Source organism: Myxococcus qinghaiensis (genome assembly GCF_024198215.1).
GTDB classification, from domain to species: Bacteria; Myxococcota; Myxococcia; order Myxococcales; family Myxococcaceae; genus Myxococcus; species Myxococcus qinghaiensis.
Window position 1 is genome coordinate 49,732 of sequence record NZ_JAKCFA010000042.1, and the last position, 15,934, is coordinate 65,665.

Genomic DNA, 15,934 nt, shown 5'->3' on the forward strand with positions numbered 1-15,934 from the left:
CAGTGGTAGAGCGCGAGCCTGAAAACGCATGGCCGCGCCACTCGGACGCCGGAATCCCTCCCACCCTCAATTCCTGTCGAAAATGCGGCGGAAAATGCCGCTTGGCCTCGCGCGCGGACCCCGGCTGGCTGTCTTCGGTCACGCCTTTTTCGGGAAATTCTGAGGGGGCTGGGGTTACCCACTACGTCGCATGGTTCTTCAAAAGTACCGGGTAGGGCACCCATAAGTGCATGAAATGGCTGGGTAATTTACCCTAAACTCGGAATTTGAGAATAGGCTACTTAGTAAAATTATCGCGCAACCTTGAAATACGTAACCCTCCCGTGGCACTGTGCTTCCTAATCTTTCCGCTTAGGAGGATTACAATGGTGAATCAGCGAGTGCGCGGTGCACTTGGTGTTGCGGCGCTGTCCTTCCTTGTTGGTTGCAACGAGTCCACCCCTGCTCCCGAGGCGAAGCCCCAGGAAACCGCAAGCAAGACCGCGGCCCTGGAGTCCTCTGGGACGAAGATTCTTGCCAAGGATGCCTCCGGCATCCCGACGTTCATCACCGGCAAGCTGGGTCAGCTGGTAGTTTCGCCCGCAGGCGCGGCGTCCATGCGGGAGGCCGAGCTGGCCCCTGCGGTGGCCCTCGTGGCCCCCCTGTTCCACCTGAACACGGGCGACCTGTTCCTGAAGAAGGCCTACACGGACCCTCAGGGCGACAGCCACTTCCGCTATGGCGTCCGGGTCAACAACATCCCCGTGCTGGGCGGCGAGCTGCGCATCCACACCCGCAACGGTGAGGTCTACGCGGCGAACACCAACACCCGCAGCGACCTGAAGGCGGAGGCCAAGGCCGGCGTCGACGTGTCGGTCGCGAAGGCGTCCCTCCAGGCCGACCGCGAGACGCACGAGGGTCTGGTCATCCAGGAGGAGAGCGAGCTCGTCTACTGGCGCGACTCCGACCAGCTCATCCTGTCGTACAAGCTCACCCAGACGGGTGAGAAGCGCGACGGAACGCCGGTTCGCGACGACGTGATTGTGAACGCGAAGAACGGCGACGTGATTGCCCGCCTGCCGCGCATCCACACGGCGCTCAACCGCCGCCTGCACAACGGCAACAACACCACCACCCTGCCGGGTGTGCTGGTTCGTTCCGAGGGGCAGCCCGAGCACGCCGACCCGGTCGTCAACACCAACTACGACCACCTGGGCACCGTCTACGACTGCTACCAGGAGAAGTACGGCCGTGACTCCATCGACAACACCGGTGGCGTCCTCATCAGCACCGTGCACCACCGCGTCGCCTACGTGAACGCCTTCTGGGACGGTACCCAGATGGTGTACGGCGATGGCGACGGCGTGAACGCCAGCAACCTGGCGAACTCGCTGGACGTGACGGCGCACGAGCTGACGCACGCCGTGACGGAGAACGAGTCCAACCTCACCTACTCCGGTGAGTCCGGCGGCCTGAACGAGTCCATGTCGGACATCTTCGGCGCGGTCTGCGAGTCCTTCGCCGACGGCGGCGTCGTCAGCGCCCGCACGTGGCTGGTGGGCGACGACATCTGGACCCCGTCCATCCCGAACGACGCCCTGCGCTACATGGCGAACCCCACGCAGGACGGCGACTCGCTCGACTACTACCCGGACTACTCCTCCGGCGTGGACGTGCACTACAGCTCCGGTATCCCCAACCTGGCCTTCTACCTCCTCTCGCAGGGTGGCACGCACCCGCGCGCGAAGACGACGACGGTGGTTGCTGGCATCGGCATCGAGAAGGCCGGGCAGATCTTCTACCGTGCCAACCGGGACATCCTGATGGCCGGCTCCGGCTTCGAGGCCGCCAAGCTCGCCACCGAGCAGGCCGCGACGCAGCTGGGCTACACGACCGCCGAGATTGAGTCGGTGAGCAACGCCTGGAAGGCCGTGGGCGTCGGCGTTCCCATCATCATCGACTCCACCCCCATCGAGAAGGATGTCCCCGTCTCGGACATCTCCGGTGGCCGCGGCGAGCGGAAGTACTGGGACGTCGAGGTGCCGGAAGGCGCGTATGACCTGACGTTCACCATCTCCGGTGGCACGGGCGACGCGGACATGTACGTCCGGTACGGCAATGCTCCGACGACGAGCCTGTACGACTGCCGTCCGTACCGCTCGGGCAACGCGGAGAGCTGCCCGTTCCCCACGCCGAACCACGGCAAGTGGTACGTGATGCTCAACGGCTTCAGCCCCTACACGGGCGTGACGCTGACCGTGACCTGGAAGGGTGGCTTCGTGCCCGTGCAGAGCGGCGTGGCCGTGAAGAACCTCTCCGGCGCGGCGGGCTCCTCGCGCGTGTTCACCATCCAGGTTCCGGAGCGCAAGCCCGGCACCGGCATCAACAGCCTCTACATCCAGACGGGCGAGGGTGAGGGCAACCCGGACATCTACGTCAAGCTGGCGTCGGCGCCGTCGAAGTTCGACTACGACTGCCGCAGCGTGAAGGAGCACCAGTCCGAGGTGTGCAACCTCATCAACGTGCCGGCCGGCAAGTACTACATCGAGGTCTTCGGCGCGAAGGGCGGCTACGAAGGCATCGCGTTCATCGCGTCGCACAAGTAAGCACCTGACGTGACCGGCGCGGCCCTCGGGTCGCGCCGGAAGAGGCCCCGGTCGTCCGTTTCCTCACGGACGTCCGGGGCTTTGTCATGTGCGGGGTGTGGGGCTGCTTCAGAGCGGGCGGACGGCGGGGCCCGGCAGGATTTCGCGCAGGCACCGCTCGATTCCGCCCCGGTGCTTCCACTGCTGCGGGTAGCCGAGCGACACCTCTTCGAAGCGCACGCCGTCCCGCCACTGCGTCAGCGGAATGTGCAGGTGGCCGGTGACGACGACCTCGGCCCGGTAGCGCGCGTGCCAGTCCTCGGTGCGCTTCGTGCCGCACCAGATGGAGAAGCGGGGGATGCGCGGCAGGCGCACGTGCTCGTAGCGCAGCGGGTAGTGGTTGATGAGCACCGTGGTGCAGCCCGCGGGCAGGGCCTCGAGCCGGGCTTGAGTCGCCTCCACGCGCGCGGCGCACCAGGCGGAGCGACTGGAGTAGGGCTCCGGGTGCAGCAGCACCTCGTCGGTGCACAGCAGGTCATCCTCCCACGCCCACTCCAGCGCCTTGTCCTCCGGCACGTGGTCCGGGCGGAACGAGTAGTCGTAGCCCAGGAACATGGGGACGAGGACGCGGTGGGGGCCCTCGCCGGGCCAGCGAGGGTACGGGTCCTCGGGCGTGAGCGCGCCGTGGCTGCGGCACAGCGCCACCAGTCGCTGGTAGCGCGCGTCGCCCTTCAGCTGGGGCTGCTCGGAGGGCATGGTCCACAGCTCGTGGTTGCCTGGCACCCAGAGGACCTGCCGGAAGCGCGCCGTCAGCGTGCGCAGCATGAAGTCCATCTCGGAGAGGCTCTCGCCCACGTCACCCGCGACGATGAGCCAGTCCTCTGGGAAGAAGGGGAGGGTCTGCAGGGCCTGCCGGTTGTCGGCGTGGCGCAGGTGCAAGTCACTGATGGCGTAGAGCTTCATGGCGGCGCGGCCACCTTAACGCGGGCGGGCGGGGCGCGCCGCACGGAGGGCGCCCACGGCTCAGGCCGAGCACTTCCCGGAGCCCGAGGGCCCCGAGGGCATCGAGGGCACCGAGCCCAGGGCGCGCAGCAGGGCGTGCACCTCCGACGGCGGCGCGGCGCGGTCCACCCAGGTGATGCCTCGGAGACACGGCCGGGCCGGAGGGCGTACCGCGTGGAGCGCGCAGGCCGTGCAGGGATGGCGCGCGCGCACCTGCTCCAGCAGACCGAGCCCATCCCCATCCGGCAGCAGGTCCCCGCTCACCACCACGCGCGGCACCTCTTCACGCACGAGCGCGAGCGCTTCGGTCATGTCTCGCGCGTAGCGCTTCCCACCTGGCAGGTCCCTCGCGAGTCGCCGCAGCGCGGCGAGTGCGCGCGGGTCTTCGTCCACGAACAAGAAGGTGAGCACGGGAATCACAGTCATCGCTTCGACGTCCTCGGGTTGAGGGGAACGCCTCAGGTCAGGTTCCCTCAAGACTACCTGGGAAGTTCTTGGATGCCAACCTCTCAAGTCATATCGACATGGGTAGACCCGTTAGGTTAACGAACATGGAAAAGACCCTCGCATCCCGCCTCGGAGGAGCTGCGCGACTCGCCCGGACCCGCCTGAATCTGACGCAGGCCGACGTCGCGGAGCGCATCGGTATCGCGAGTGAAGTCTACGGGCGACTGGAGCGCGGCCACATGTTGCCGAGCATCCAGACCTTCCGCCGGCTGTGCGTGGTGCTCTCCATCTCCGCGGACGAGGCGCTGGGTCTCAAGCCGTCTGGAGAGGTGAAGTGGGCCGCGGAGCCTCCCAGTGAGTATGGCGAGTCCGGTGAGCTGCGCCGCCTCCTGCGTCGTGCGAAGCAATTGGACCGCAGCGCCATCCGCCTCTTGAGCGTCCTGGCCGCGCAGTTCCGCCCCAAGGGCAACGGCTGACCTCCGGGCCCGGGCCTACGTACCGGCGCGCGCGCCCTCCAGCTTTCCCAGGCGCTCGCGCAGCTTCTTCGCGGAGGGGAACCCGTGGAAGAGGACGATCTGGGGGTGGGCCTCCAGCGTCTCGCGCTCGGTGGGCTCCTTGGACAGGAGCGCGCGGTCCACTCCGAGCAGCAGTCCCGCGTCGGGCCGGGTGCGCAGCTCGGCGAGCCTGCGTGTCAGGGCGCTCGCGTGCCAGGGGTGGAACAGCTCCAGGGCGACTTCATGTCGCGACGCGCGGTGGCGGAAGGTCAGGTCCGGCACGCACAGGCTCGCGGCGCCCACGTGCCGGGGCAGGGGCGTGAGGTCCAGCTCCCAAGCGTCATCCACGAAGCTCGCCGACAGGGAGGCGACCTCCTCGGGCACGTGGCCCAACGCGGCGGGTAGGGGAGAGACGAGCGGGTCCTTGTCGCTCAACGTGAGCGTGGCCTGGCGTCGCGAGGGCTCCACGGTGGCCTTCAGCTCCCAGCGCTCCAGCACCGGGACGACGGACAGGAACGAGGCGAGCTGCAGGCCGTACTTCTTCTGCATCGCCAGCATGGAGCCCGGGCCTTCCACTTCCAGCTCCCAGTCCGGACCGTCGCGTCGCACCTCCGCGACGAGGCGGCAGAACTTCAGCCACCGCAGCACCTTGCGCACGCGCAGCAGCTCCGGTGAGCGAGCGCGCAGCGTCAGGCGCCGGGCCGACAGCAGCGGCCCCTGGGCCAGCGCGAGGTTGTAGCGGTCCAGGAGCACCTGCGCCGTGGGCACGTCTCCATCCCAGCCCAAGAGCTTCCGATTGCCGGGCAGGTCCGCGTAGAGCGCGGTGCGCGCGTCTGTCAGCGGGACACCCAGGGCTGATTCCAGGCGCGCCTCATAACCCTCCACGGAGGTGTCGGGCGTCAGCGTGCGCAGGGTTCGGGCGGCCGTCTTGAAGTGCTCCCAGCGGGCCTCGGAGGCGCCGGGGGCGGGCTCTTCGAAGACGAGCCGGTCCACGAGCAGCTTCACCAGTCCGCGCGCGATTTTGGGGCGGGCGAAGGCTCCGGCGGACAGGCCCAGCGTCTCCTCCACGTCGTCGCACGTCTCGCCCCGTGAAGACTCCACGGTGGCCAGCAGGTCCGAAGCGAGGGACAGCAAGGCCTCGTCATCGCGCTTCACGAAGACCGGGCGCAGGACGCCCTTGCTCACGCGGAAGGCGAGCAGCTCGCGCGTCAGCACATCGGGCCTCGCGCGAGGCCAAGGCGCGACAGTCCATGAGGCCGCGTGGGTGTCAGCACCTCGGAGGGCATCCCGATGGGAGACATGCTGGCGTCGGCACTGTTCGTCGCCTGCGCTGGGCCCACTTCATACGAGCGCGCGCTCACCTCAGGGTTCCTCCTGGTAGGCGTCATGCTGGCGCCGCCGCTCGCTGATGCCGCTTTCCGCCGTCTGCGCGGAGCACACCTCGTACAAGAGCGCGCGCTTCCCCGGGCGCTTGCGTAGGATGCGCCCCAGTCGCTGCACATGCTCGCGCACGCTGCCGCTTCCGCTGAGCACCACGCCCACCCGAGCCTCCGGGACGTCGACACCCTCGTTCAGCACGCGCGAGGTGAGCAGCACGGGCAGCTCGCCGGAGGAGAAGGCCGCCAGCAGCGCCTTGCGCTCCGGCACGGGCGTGTGGTGCGTGAGCGCGGGTAGAAGCAGCCTTCGCGCCAGCGTGTACACCGTCTCGTTGTCGTCGGTGAAGACGAGCACCCGGTCCTCGCGGTGCTCCAGGAGGATGCGCCACAGCACCTCCTGTTTGCCGCTGGAGGTGAGGGCGATGCGGCGCTGCTCGCGATAGCCACGGTACGCGGCCCGACCCTCGTCGCTGCGCTGGCTCTGCGCCAGGAAGCGCGCCCACCCGTCCGGCGCCGACAACCTCACGCCCAGCTTGCGCACGAAGTTGAGATAGAGCGCCCGCGCCTCGTCGTAGCGCGCCTTCTCATCCGCCGTCAGCGGCACCGCCACCTGCTTCACCTCGTAGGGCGCCAGGTATTCGCCCTGAAGCTCGCGGATGTCGGTGCGGTGCACGCGTGGACCCAGCAACTCCTCGCACACCCGCTCTCCGCCGTCCGTGCGCTCCAGCGTCGCGGTGAGCCCCAGTCGGTAGGGCGCCAGCGAGCCCTCCGCGATGAAGCGGTAGCTGGGCGCCGGCAGGTGGTGGCACTCGTCACAGACGAGCAGGCCGAAGCGGTTGCCGTGGAACTCCGTCTGCATCGCCGCCGAGTCGTACGTCGTCACCGTCAACGGCTGCCGGTCATTCACCCCGCCGCCCAGCATCCCCACCGGCAGGGCGAAGTGGCGCGCGAGCACGCCCTGCCACTGCGTCATCAAATCCAGCGTCGGTACCACCACCAGGGTGGGCCGCTTCACGTGGGCGATGGCCAGCACCGCCAGCAGCGTCTTGCCCGCGCCCGTCGGCAGCTCCACCAGGCCCCGGCCCCCCGCCTGCGTCCACGCGTCCAGCGCCGCGCGCTGGTGGGGAAACGGCTGGATGGGCACGGTGAGCGCCGCCTCGAGCGGCTCGAAGCGCTTCGCCCGGTCCTCGTACGCCACGCCCAGCTCCCGCAGCCGCAGCACCACGTCGCGGTAGTGCCAGGCCGGGGCGCGGTACACCCCCGTGCGTCCGTCCTTCTGGAAGAGGGCGAGCAGCCGCGCGTCCTCCGGCAGCGTGGGAGCCACCAGCGTGCCGCAGTCGAAGTGGAGCTCGCAGGTGCCGGCCATGGGCGTCGCCTGGACCTAGCCGGTCAATCCACGTTTCGCCAGCCTCATGAGAAGGCGAGAGGGAAACCGGGGCCGCGCATGTCTCCTTGCAGGAGGCCCCGCGTTCGGGATACCCACCCGCGCCCATGCGTTTTGTCTCGCTCGTTCCCCTACTGTGTGGGCTGGCGGTCGTCGCCCAGGGTGGTCTCAACAAGCGCTTCGCCGGCCAGTGGGGCCTGCTGGGCGCGGTGCTGATGAACATGGTGGTGGCGACGGTGGCCACCTTCGCCGTGTACGCCGTGGCGCGCTCGGTGCCCGGCCTGTGGCCCGAGGCCGCGTCCACACAGGGCCGCTTCTCCGGCTTCACCTTCTGGCACCTGCTGCCAGGGCTGTGTGGCGTCGTCATCGTCGTCGGCATGCCCTGGGCCATCGGCCGCGTGGGCGCCGTGCAGTCCGTCCTGCTGCTCATGGCCGCGCAGCTCGCCACCAGCCTCGTCTGGGATGCAATGGTGGAGAACCGCCCCGCCACGCTCGCCCGGGTGCTGGGGTCGGCGGTCGCCTTCTCCGGTGCGGCCATCGCCGTCTGGAAGGGTTAGGTTTCCCGGCAGATGCGTCGCGTCCTCATCGCCAGCCCCCATGTCGCGTCCCGCGAGCTGCTGCGCCGCGTGCTCGCTGTCGATGACGAGAGCCTGCTCATCTCCGCCACCGGCGACACCGACGACGCGCTCGCCTCCATCACCACCGCGCCGCCCGCGCTCGTGGTGGTGGACCTGCGCAGGCAGGACGAGGACCACCCGCTGTTCCTCGGGCTCTTGCGCAAGCGGCACCCGACGCAACCGGTCATCGCGCTGGTGCCGGGCCGCATGCGCATCTTCGACGGCAGCCACGAGCGCGTCATCGACGCGCCCGGTGACTCCACCGAGTCCCTCCACCAGCTCCTCGACTCCTTGAGGACCGCGGTGCGCGACTTGGTCGCCCAGGAAGTGCTGAGGGTGCTGCGCCCGCCCGTCGGCCGGGCCTGAGCCTTCGCCTCACAGGCGCAGGCGGTAGCCCAGTCCCCCCGCGAGGAAGCCCCCGACATTCACGTCGCCCGTGGTGACGAAGTCCAGCGGGGCCAGGTGGTAGTGCGTCTCCAGGAAGAGGCCGCCCGGGCCCAGCGGAAGCTCCAGTCCCGCCAGGGCCTGCAGCCCCAGACCGCCGCCGCTCTCCGACGCGGTGGCGCCGAAGAGGTCGGACGTGGCGCGGTGCAGATAGAGGCCCGGCCCGCCGCCCACGTACGGAGTCAGCGAGCCCAGCGCCCGCTCGAAGCGGAACACCGCCGACAGCAGGAAGGCCACCTCGCGCACCGCGAGCGTGTAGCTCCCATCCGGCGGGGGCGCGCCGAAGCCGCCCAGCTGCGAATCGGTGAGCACGCCCGACGCCTGCGGCCGGTGGTAGTTCACCTCCATCACCACCGCGAGCCGTCGCTTCAGGAGCGGCGTGACGTAGCCCAGCTCCAGGCCCAGGTAGAGGTCGCCGCCCAGCGGGGCGGTGGACTTGAAGAAGCCCACCTTCGGCGCCAGCAGGATGCGGCCTCCGCCAACCCCCTCCGTCGAGGCGGCGGGCTTCGAGCCGGAAGCGGCGAGCGCGGTGAGCGCGACGAGGATGAGTGCGTTCATGGCAGGAGCGCTCCAGACAACGGAACGGGGCGGGCCCCTTCTTCGGAAGTCAGCGTCACGGTCGGCTCGGCCACCACGGTGAAGCCCTCTGACGCGGGCACCAGGCCCACTGCACCGCTCGGGTCGATGACTTCGAGCGCATACGGCCCGCCCGGCGCGAGGCCCTGGGGGCACTTGGGGTCACCCCCCGGCTCCTCGAAGCCCGAGCACGAGGGGAACTCCGCGGTGACTTCCGTGGCGGACACCCGCGTCACCGCGCGAAGGGGGATGCGCTGCGACAGCGTCGGCTCCGTCTTCAAGGGGGCCAGCACGAACAGCTCCGGCACGTCCGTGAAGCCGCGTTGCGCTCCCGTGGGTGCATTGAAGATCCGGATGGGGGTGTTGCTCAGCTCGCTGCCGGACCTCGGCGTCAGCGTGAGGGTGCCCAGGTGGGGGTAGGCCACGTCGACGCCGCCGACCGCGACGGCCGCGCAGCCCTCGGGCTGGGTGAGGACCAGGTCGTAGATGCCCTCGGGAGTGCCCGGCGGAATCTCCGACTCGATGCGCGTCGTGGAGACGACGGTGACGAAGAAGAGGGGCTGGTCGGCCACGCCTTCGCGGCGCAGGAAGATGATGGGGGAAGTGCCTGGCTGGAAGTCGCGGCCCTCCAGGACGATGGGGTTGGCGCCCGTGGCCGAGTACCCGTCCGCCGGAGGCACCACCCGCGTCAACGCGGGCGGCGGCACCACCGTCAGCGCGTCCGGCAGTGTGCCCGTGCCGCCCAGGGGATTGGCGACCTCCACCGAATAGGTGCCCGGCTGCAGCTCCACCGGAGGCGTGGTGTCGCGGGTGGGCACGTTGAGGAGCAGCAGCTCCGGCCGCACGTAGAAGACCTGGCTCCGCGACAGCGTGTACGTGGACGGCCCCCGCAGCGTGACTTGCGGCAGCTCCACCGTGGGAGTGTCCGTGAGTGCCTCGCCGGGCACGGGGGTGAAGCGCTTGCCCTCCACTTCCAGGCTCCAGCCTGTCTGCCCGCCCTGCGCGTTGCAGAGCTGGGTCAGCGTGGAGACGCGAGTCCGGGGGTTGACGACTCGCTCCACCGCGGGCGAGGGCCCCTCCGTGGTGCGTGAGCACCCACCGAGGGCAAGCAGGGCGGTGGCGACGACTTGCAGGCGCAAAGCGATTCCTCCCCTTCGTCACGACGACGGGCACGCACGTTAGGCCGCCCTCCCTGGAGGCCCGGAGATTTTTCCGGTTCCGACCGGAGGCCTCGCCCCCAAGGCTCACTACCGCCGCGCAACTCCGCGAACTCATTGGCTCCAGGCGTCGTGCGGGCGTCGGCACGGCGAATGCTATGGGTTCATGGCGCGGGGGATGACGCGGTCCGGTGGGGGGGCGTTGGGGGCGGGGACGTGTCGTGCAAGGGGCTGGGCGGAGACGAGTCGGTGCCTGGAGTGGGGAGGCAGGGTTCGTCGGTGGGGTTGGGGGCCGGTGAGGGGGAAGTTTGGCGACAGGCGCGGCGGGGCTTCGGGACTCGCGAGCGGTGGCGCAGGTGGACGGGGATGGGTGGCGGGGCGGGCGAGCCGGGCTCCGGTGGAAGCGGGGGTTTCCACCGGAGCCTGTTCACCTCGAGGTGGGGGGAGGGGCCACGAAGGGGTGGCACGCGCGAGGACGTCAGCGCGCGGTGGGGGGGATGGGCAGTGCGGTGCCAGGGCGACGGACGTCACCTGGGAGGGAAAGGGGCTGCCGGAGCTGTCCGGTGGATGTCGGTTGGCAAGAATGGGGACCGCGGAGCGTCGCGGCGGGCTGGGGCGGGGAATCGACGCATGGGGATGTTGTCCACGGTGATGGCGCTGCTGTTCGTGCTGGTGGCACAGGGGGCACTGGCGTCGGATGGGGTGCAGGTGCGTCGGAGGACGGCACAGGACCCCGAGCGACTGGCGCCTTTTGGCTTGATGCTGGACGCGGGGGTGACGGAGGGCGCGGGCCTGTCCGTCTCGTTCAGTCCGACGCGGGTGGTGCGGCTGCATCTGGGGGCCACGCACAACGGTGTCCGAGCGGGGGCTCGCGCGGGGCTCACATTGCTGCCCCTGCGCGGCAAGCTGACGCCGGCCTTCAGCCTGGACGTCGGTCATGCGCAGCCCGCGGACGTGCAGGGCCTGGAGCGCAGGCTCGCGGACCTGTCCCTGCCGCCGCTGCCGTCGATGGAGCGCGTGGGCTACACGTACGCCAGCGCGCTCGTGGGGTTGGAGCTGCGCACGCCCGGGCGCCTCACCTTCTTCTTGCGTGGCGGCCTGAGCTTCATGGAGCTGTATGGCCCCAGCATGAAGGACCTGGACGAGTCGCTTCGCGGCTCGGTGGGGCCTGGAGAAGAGCGCTCGTGGATGCTGCGCACCGTGCGGCCCACGGCGAAGCTGGGGTTCCTGCTGTCCTTCGGTTAGCGGTGCGTCGCGAAGAACTCCAGCACCTGGTCCTCCGCCCAGAAGCGGGGACGGTGCGCGCGACCCGCGACGAAGCCCACGTGGCCGCCGTGCTCGGTCACCACCACGCTCAGGTGCGGATTGTCCTTCGCGGCGAGCGGGATGACGGGTGACTCCAGCATCGGGTCATCCGCGGCGCTGATGAGCAGCGTGGGCTTGCGGATGGCGTGCAGCCTCGGGCCCGCGGAGGACTCGGCGTAGTAGTGCTCGGCGCTGTCGAAGCCGTGCAGCGGCGCGGTGACGGCATGGTCGAACGCCCGCACCGTGCGCGCCGCTTCCATGGCGCGGCCGTCGAAGGCGTTGGGGAAGCGCTTGAGCTTCGCGCGCGCCTTGCCCTTCAGCGTCCGCAGGAAGCGCTCCCGGTACACCAGGTGGATGGGACCGGGGCCATCCAGCTTCTTGCAGCAGGCGTCCAAGTCATACGGCGCGCTGACGGAAGCCGCGGCCTTCACCGGCGCGTCCTCGCCCTGGTCTTCCAGCAACCGGCACAGCACGTTGGCGCCCAGGGAGAAGCCCACGGCGAACAGCGGCCCGGTGGCCCGCTCGCGCAAGTCACGCAGGAGGCCGAGCGCATCGTCGATGTGGCCCGAGTGGTACGTGCGCGCCAGCCGGTTGGGCTCTCCACTGCACGAGCGGAAGTTGAGCGCGGTGGCACCCCAGCCGCGCTCCGCGGCGCCTCGGAGGATGGCGGTGATGTAGCCGGCCCGGGACGAACTCTCCAGGCCGTGCAGCGCCACCACGTGCGGCGCGCCGGTGGGCCCGTCGAAGGTGTCCAGGTCGACGAAGTCCCCGTCTGGCAGCTCGCGCCGCTCCCGCCTCAACGGAGGGACATGGCGGGGACGCACGAGGTTCGCGTAGATGGTCTGCGCATGCTCGTTCGTCAGACCCGGCGCGGCGACGAAGGGCTCTGTCGGCTGGAAGTTCACGGCTCCGGGATAGTCCCGTCGGGGGGACGGGGACAAGGGCCGTGGCGCGCGCTTCAGCGGGGTCGTTCGCCACCGGGCGCTTCGGTGGGGGAGGGCGCGGCTTGCGCGGGCGACGTCTGGAGTCGGGCCCGCTTCATGGAGGCACAGCCCTGCTGCTTCACGGCCTTCGCCTCGTCGGTGAGCCCGAAGAGGGCCAGGTACTTGTCCACGCGCTCTTCCAACGTGGGTGCCTCGATGAGCTTGCAGACCTCATCCGCCTGGTAGTCGCGGCAGATGTTCGGCCGGTTCTCGTACATGGAGCAGAGGTTGTCCTGGGTGAGGTGCGGGCAGCGCAGCCCCAGCGGCTTGTCGAGCGCCGCGATGTCCGGCGCCACGCAGCAGGCGCCACAGAGTGTGCATTCCATGGGGCGAGGCCCTCCGGCGCTCAACGTGGGACGACGTTCTTCAAGTCCCCGGAGTTCGTCACCGTGACGAGGACTCCCTGGCCCTTCTTCCACGACAGGAAGTCCCGCTCCGTCTTCGGCTCGAGCACGGTCTCCTTCACGCCGTCATCCTCGTAGCGGATGTGCACGGCGTACTCCTCCGAGCGTTTCTGCCGGTCCGTGGCGCCGGGCTGGAGCGAGGGCCACGCGGGCTTGCCGTCCTGCCCCGTCGCCTCGCGCCGGTCCACCTGCTTCCACTCGTAGGTGTCGTACGTGCACTGGCGCGCGTAGACGGGCTCGTTGCGGTAGCGCGTCTCGTTCTGACAGTCCTCGTAGCTTTCGTTGCAGTACTTGGTGATGTCCTCGCAGACCTCTTCCACGAAGCCGTTGCCCTTGTCCCGGCGCCGGCACTTCTCCTCGGTGCCGCACGCCACCCGGCGCGTCTTGGAGCGGCACACCCGCTCCGTCCCGTCCGCCACCTTGCGCGTGCCCCGCTGCCGCTCCACGCAGTCGCGCACGTTGTCCACGCCCGCCACTTCCCCCGAGCCGTTGACGGGCATGCGCGTGCTGACCCGGCTCAACTGGTCCGCCCAGCCCGTCTTCCGCACGGGCGTGAAGCGCTCCTGTGTCACGGCGACCTTCCACGACGTCCCCGTGACTTCGCCGGTGAAGTCGTGCGTGGCCCGGGCCCACATGCCGTACAGCCCCGAGCCGAAGCAGCACGTGAAGAGCACCCCCAGAAACAGCCACTTCTTGAGGGAGCGCGGCTTCGTCTCCGGCGGAGGCGCGGCGGGGGGCTTTCGCGCGGGCGTCTCGAACGCCTGGAGCGGCGCGGCCTTCGCGTCCGCCGAGCGCTCCGCGCTGCAGTGCTTGCACCGGGGCTGGTCTCCGCGATTCGCGGCGCCGCAGAAGGCGCAGAACCAGTCCTCGCCCGCGCGAGCAATCTCCAGCGCCTTGTCGTCCGTCACGCCCTCGCGCAGGGACTTGCCGCTCTCCGCGTCCACGTCGCCGAAGTCGAAGTCCGACTCGTCGCCCGTCAGCTCGCGGGGGTTGTTGCAGTTCGGGCAGCGCTTGTGCCGGGCCAGGATGTCCTTGGCGTCGCAGGACGTGCAGTTCCAGGTGCCCTCGATGATGCGCGTCCGCTTGGCCATGCGCGCATCCTAGCCGTGCGTCACACCCAGAGCGCGCGGGAGAACGCCACCCGCTCGGCCGGCGGCAGGCCGGGACGCAGGGGCCGCAGCATCGGGAGCGAGCCGTCCCGAGCGACTCGGATGGCACCAGGCACCCGCGCCACCCAGGGCAGGGTGGCGGGCTCCTCCCAGAGGACCACGCGCGCCAGGCCGGCCCGGTGGGCCACGCCGCGCGCGGCCTCCAGCAGGGCGGTGGCGTCCTCCGCCGACTCCGCGTCGAGCAGCAGCACCACCAGCTCCCCGTACCGGGCCATCATCGCCCACAGCGCGGTGGAGTTGCCCACCGTCGCGCCGCACGCCTCGGGACGCGGCCTGCGCAAGAGCTCCGAGTAGGCGCGCTCCCGCTCCAGGTGCCAGTCCACCTGCGCGGCGCTCGGCCAGAGGAAGAAGGGCACGTCGGGACGCTGGATGCGCGCGAGCATCTGGGGCACGTCGCCGTCGCACAGGAGCGCGTCCACCGCGTGCGTGGACAGGCCGCCCACGGCGGACAGGTGCCAGTCCCACGCCGGGGCCTCGCGATAGCCGGAGCGGCGGTAGAGGGCCGCGCCCACGTCGGAGAAGAGGAGGGCGGCGTGGTGGAGTGAAGACTCCTGCTCCAGCCGGACGGCGACGGCGTCCATCAGCCGCGTCGCATGGCCGTGGCCGCGCAGCGCGGACTCCGTGAAGACGCTGGCGATGGACTGGCTGACTCCGCGCGTGGACTCGCCGTCGGGGCCGCGCAGGTAGCTGTCGGTGTGGAACGTCTCGCAGGAGGCCAGCACCCGGGCCTCGTCGTCGAGCCACAGCCAGGTGCGCATCCCCTCCCGGCACCACGGGTGTCCGCGCAGCCGCAGCTCGCGTTGGTGGAACTGCTCCATGGTGAGCGGGGAGCCCCAGGCCGAATGGGTGACGCTGTCTCTCTCGGCTTTCTGCGCATCGGTGGCGAGGGCCAGGTGCATGTCACGCCAACGTAGCCCCACCCAGGCGTCGCGCGCATCCACCCGGAAGGCTTGGGTTCGACTTACAGGAACGTGGTGTACGGGAAGCGGACGTGGAGCTGGAGGTACGCCTGGCCCACGTGGAAGATGCCGTCGCGCACCCGGTCCGGCAGTCCCAGGCTGCCCAGCTCCTGGGGCACGTAGAGTGCGGACTCCCAGCCCAGGCTGACGAGGAAGTTCTTGGAGAACTGCAGCTCCAGGTCCACGCCCAGCTCGGCGCCCGGCCGGAGGAAGTGCGTGTTCGCCAGCGTGTCCGAGTACAGGTACGCATACGTCAACAGCAGCCCGCCCCCCACCGACAGCCGCACCGGGCCGTCCGTCAGAGGCAGCCCCAGCCCCAGCGGCTTCCAGGTGACGCCGTACATGCCGGTGTTCTTCAGCTTGGGGGAGATGATGAACGAGTCGGGGATGAAGATGGACGGGGAGATGCGGACCTCGTCCACGCTCTTCGCGTACTTCCGGTACTTGGAGGGAATGGCGCGCTGATTCTTCTTCAGCCAGTCCTTGTCCAGCACCGCCTCCACGGAGAGCTTCACGCCGGTGTGGATGGGCTGGTCGTCGAAGACGGGGCCGAAGAACATGTAGGCGGCGGGGCCCACGCCCACGTCCACCGGCACGGTGACGCGCTGGGCGGCGGCCCATGCGGGCAGAAGCAGCGTGCACAGCAGCGCGAAGCGGGCGGTCCTCATGGGATGCGAATCTCCTGGGTGAAGCGGGCCCCCCCGGAATTAAGCACAACCACGACAATCAACCATTGCCGCACGCAGCGTGTTTGAAGCAGGAAGGGAGCCGCGCCGGCCCCGGGGGCGGCAAAGGACGCCTGGTGCGCTCCGGGACTCTGTCCGCCGGCACCGCGAGAACCTTGGAGAACCGATGCTTTCCGCAGCCCTCTTGATTGCCACGTCCCTGCAGGCCCAGACGCCTGCGCCCGCCGCTCCCGCCCAGGAGCCCGCCACGCAGGCCGCCCCCGTCGCCGCCACGCCGGAGGAGCGCATCGCCGCCGCCGCCGAGCGCGCCGCCGCCGCCGCCGAGCGCGCCGCCGAGGCCAGCGCCCGCGCCGCCGAGGCCGCCGAG

General features: G+C 69.9%; 16 protein-coding genes and 1 pseudogene. 6 read left to right on the forward strand and 11 right to left on the reverse strand.

Annotated elements, in window-relative coordinates; genetic code table 11:
• The first annotated feature begins 365 nt into the window (after nucleotides 1-365).
• Entirely contained in the window at nucleotides 366-2,585 is a 2,220-nt protein-coding gene (locus tag LZ199_RS43920) for a M4 family metallopeptidase (protein ID WP_253999810.1), read from the forward strand.
• A gap of 108 nt (nucleotides 2,586-2,693) precedes the next feature.
• On the opposite strand, the gene LZ199_RS43925 is transcribed toward LZ199_RS43920, so the two are convergent.
• On the reverse strand, nucleotides 2,694-3,527 hold the full coding sequence (locus LZ199_RS43925; RefSeq protein WP_253999811.1) for a metallophosphoesterase family protein: 834 nt from the start codon (nucleotides 3,525-3,527) through the stop codon (nucleotides 2,694-2,696).
• 60 nt (nucleotides 3,528-3,587) lie between these two features.
• A complete protein-coding gene (locus LZ199_RS43930; RefSeq protein ID WP_253999812.1) occupies nucleotides 3,588-3,992 on the reverse strand; it encodes a response regulator in 405 nt (134 codons plus the stop codon).
• Nucleotides 3,993-4,117: 125 nt separating this feature from the next.
• On the opposite strand from LZ199_RS43930, the gene LZ199_RS43935 reads away from it, so the two are divergent.
• Nucleotides 4,118-4,489: a helix-turn-helix transcriptional regulator gene (locus LZ199_RS43935; protein ID WP_253999813.1), complete on the forward strand. Its 372-nt coding sequence runs from the start codon at nucleotides 4,118-4,120 to the stop codon at nucleotides 4,487-4,489.
• 15 nt (nucleotides 4,490-4,504) lie between these two features.
• Here the strand turns inward: LZ199_RS43935 and LZ199_RS43940 are convergent, their stop codons facing one another.
• Together LZ199_RS43940 and LZ199_RS43945 are read right to left on the reverse strand one after the other, a co-directional pair.
• Complete coding sequence (locus tag LZ199_RS43940; protein ID WP_253999814.1) at nucleotides 4,505-5,722, reverse strand: DUF790 family protein; 1,218 nt, start codon at nucleotides 5,720-5,722, stop codon at nucleotides 4,505-4,507.
• 147 nt (nucleotides 5,723-5,869) lie between these two features.
• Nucleotides 5,870-7,249, reverse strand: coding sequence for a DEAD/DEAH box helicase family protein (locus LZ199_RS43945; RefSeq protein WP_253999815.1), 1,380 nt, complete (start codon nucleotides 7,247-7,249; stop codon nucleotides 5,870-5,872).
• A gap of 125 nt (nucleotides 7,250-7,374) precedes the next feature.
• Here LZ199_RS43945 and LZ199_RS43950 point away from each other — a divergent pair, with 125 nt between their 5' ends.
• Together LZ199_RS43950 and LZ199_RS43955 are read left to right on the forward strand one after the other, a co-directional pair.
• Nucleotides 7,375-7,824, forward strand: a complete 450-nt coding sequence (locus LZ199_RS43950; protein ID WP_253999816.1) for a DMT family transporter — start codon at nucleotides 7,375-7,377, stop codon at nucleotides 7,822-7,824.
• 12 nt (nucleotides 7,825-7,836) lie between these two features.
• Nucleotides 7,837-8,250, forward strand: a complete 414-nt coding sequence (locus LZ199_RS43955) for a DNA-binding response regulator (protein WP_253999817.1) — start codon at nucleotides 7,837-7,839, stop codon at nucleotides 8,248-8,250.
• Nucleotides 8,251-8,259: 9 nt separating this feature from the next.
• Here LZ199_RS43955 and LZ199_RS43960 read toward each other — a convergent pair whose 3' ends face one another.
• Nucleotides 8,260-8,886, reverse strand: a complete 627-nt coding sequence (locus tag LZ199_RS43960; RefSeq protein WP_253999818.1) for a hypothetical protein — start codon at nucleotides 8,884-8,886, stop codon at nucleotides 8,260-8,262.
• Nucleotides 8,883-10,043, reverse strand: a complete 1,161-nt coding sequence (locus LZ199_RS43965) for a hypothetical protein (RefSeq protein ID WP_253999819.1) — start codon at nucleotides 10,041-10,043, stop codon at nucleotides 8,883-8,885. The genes LZ199_RS43960 and LZ199_RS43965 overlap by 4 nt, the downstream gene beginning before the upstream one ends.
• A 648-nt stretch (nucleotides 10,044-10,691) precedes the next feature.
• Here LZ199_RS43965 and LZ199_RS43970 point away from each other — a divergent pair.
• Nucleotides 10,692-11,306, forward strand: a complete 615-nt coding sequence (locus LZ199_RS43970) for a hypothetical protein (protein WP_253999820.1) — start codon at nucleotides 10,692-10,694, stop codon at nucleotides 11,304-11,306.
• Here LZ199_RS43970 and LZ199_RS43975 read toward each other — a convergent pair.
• From LZ199_RS43975 to LZ199_RS43995, 5 genes are all read right to left on the reverse strand, one after another.
• Nucleotides 11,303-12,271 (reverse strand): hydrolase, encoded by a 969-nt coding sequence (locus tag LZ199_RS43975; RefSeq protein ID WP_253999821.1) that lies wholly within the window; start codon nucleotides 12,269-12,271, stop codon nucleotides 11,303-11,305. The genes LZ199_RS43970 and LZ199_RS43975 overlap by 4 nt on opposite strands.
• A 53-nt stretch (nucleotides 12,272-12,324) precedes the next feature.
• Nucleotides 12,325-12,675 (reverse strand): YkgJ family cysteine cluster protein, encoded by a 351-nt coding sequence (locus tag LZ199_RS43980; RefSeq protein WP_253999822.1) that lies wholly within the window; start codon nucleotides 12,673-12,675, stop codon nucleotides 12,325-12,327.
• Between the two features lie 20 nt (nucleotides 12,676-12,695).
• The gene (locus LZ199_RS43985) at nucleotides 12,696-13,844 is read right to left on the reverse strand and encodes a hypothetical protein (protein WP_253999823.1); all 1,149 of its coding nucleotides are present in this window, start codon (nucleotides 13,842-13,844) and stop codon (nucleotides 12,696-12,698) included.
• 20 nt (nucleotides 13,845-13,864) lie between these two features.
• Nucleotides 13,865-14,821 (reverse strand): GNAT family N-acetyltransferase, encoded by a 957-nt coding sequence (locus LZ199_RS43990; protein WP_253999824.1) that lies wholly within the window; start codon nucleotides 14,819-14,821, stop codon nucleotides 13,865-13,867.
• A gap of 62 nt (nucleotides 14,822-14,883) precedes the next feature.
• The gene (locus tag LZ199_RS43995; protein ID WP_253999825.1) at nucleotides 14,884-15,549 is read right to left on the reverse strand and encodes a hypothetical protein; all 666 of its coding nucleotides are present in this window, start codon (nucleotides 15,547-15,549) and stop codon (nucleotides 14,884-14,886) included.
• Nucleotides 15,550-15,733: 184 nt separating this feature from the next.
• Between LZ199_RS43995 and LZ199_RS44000 the strand changes: the two are divergent.
• Nucleotides 15,734-15,934 (forward strand): annotated as a pseudogene (locus LZ199_RS44000) (DUF481 domain-containing protein); the annotation flags it as partial.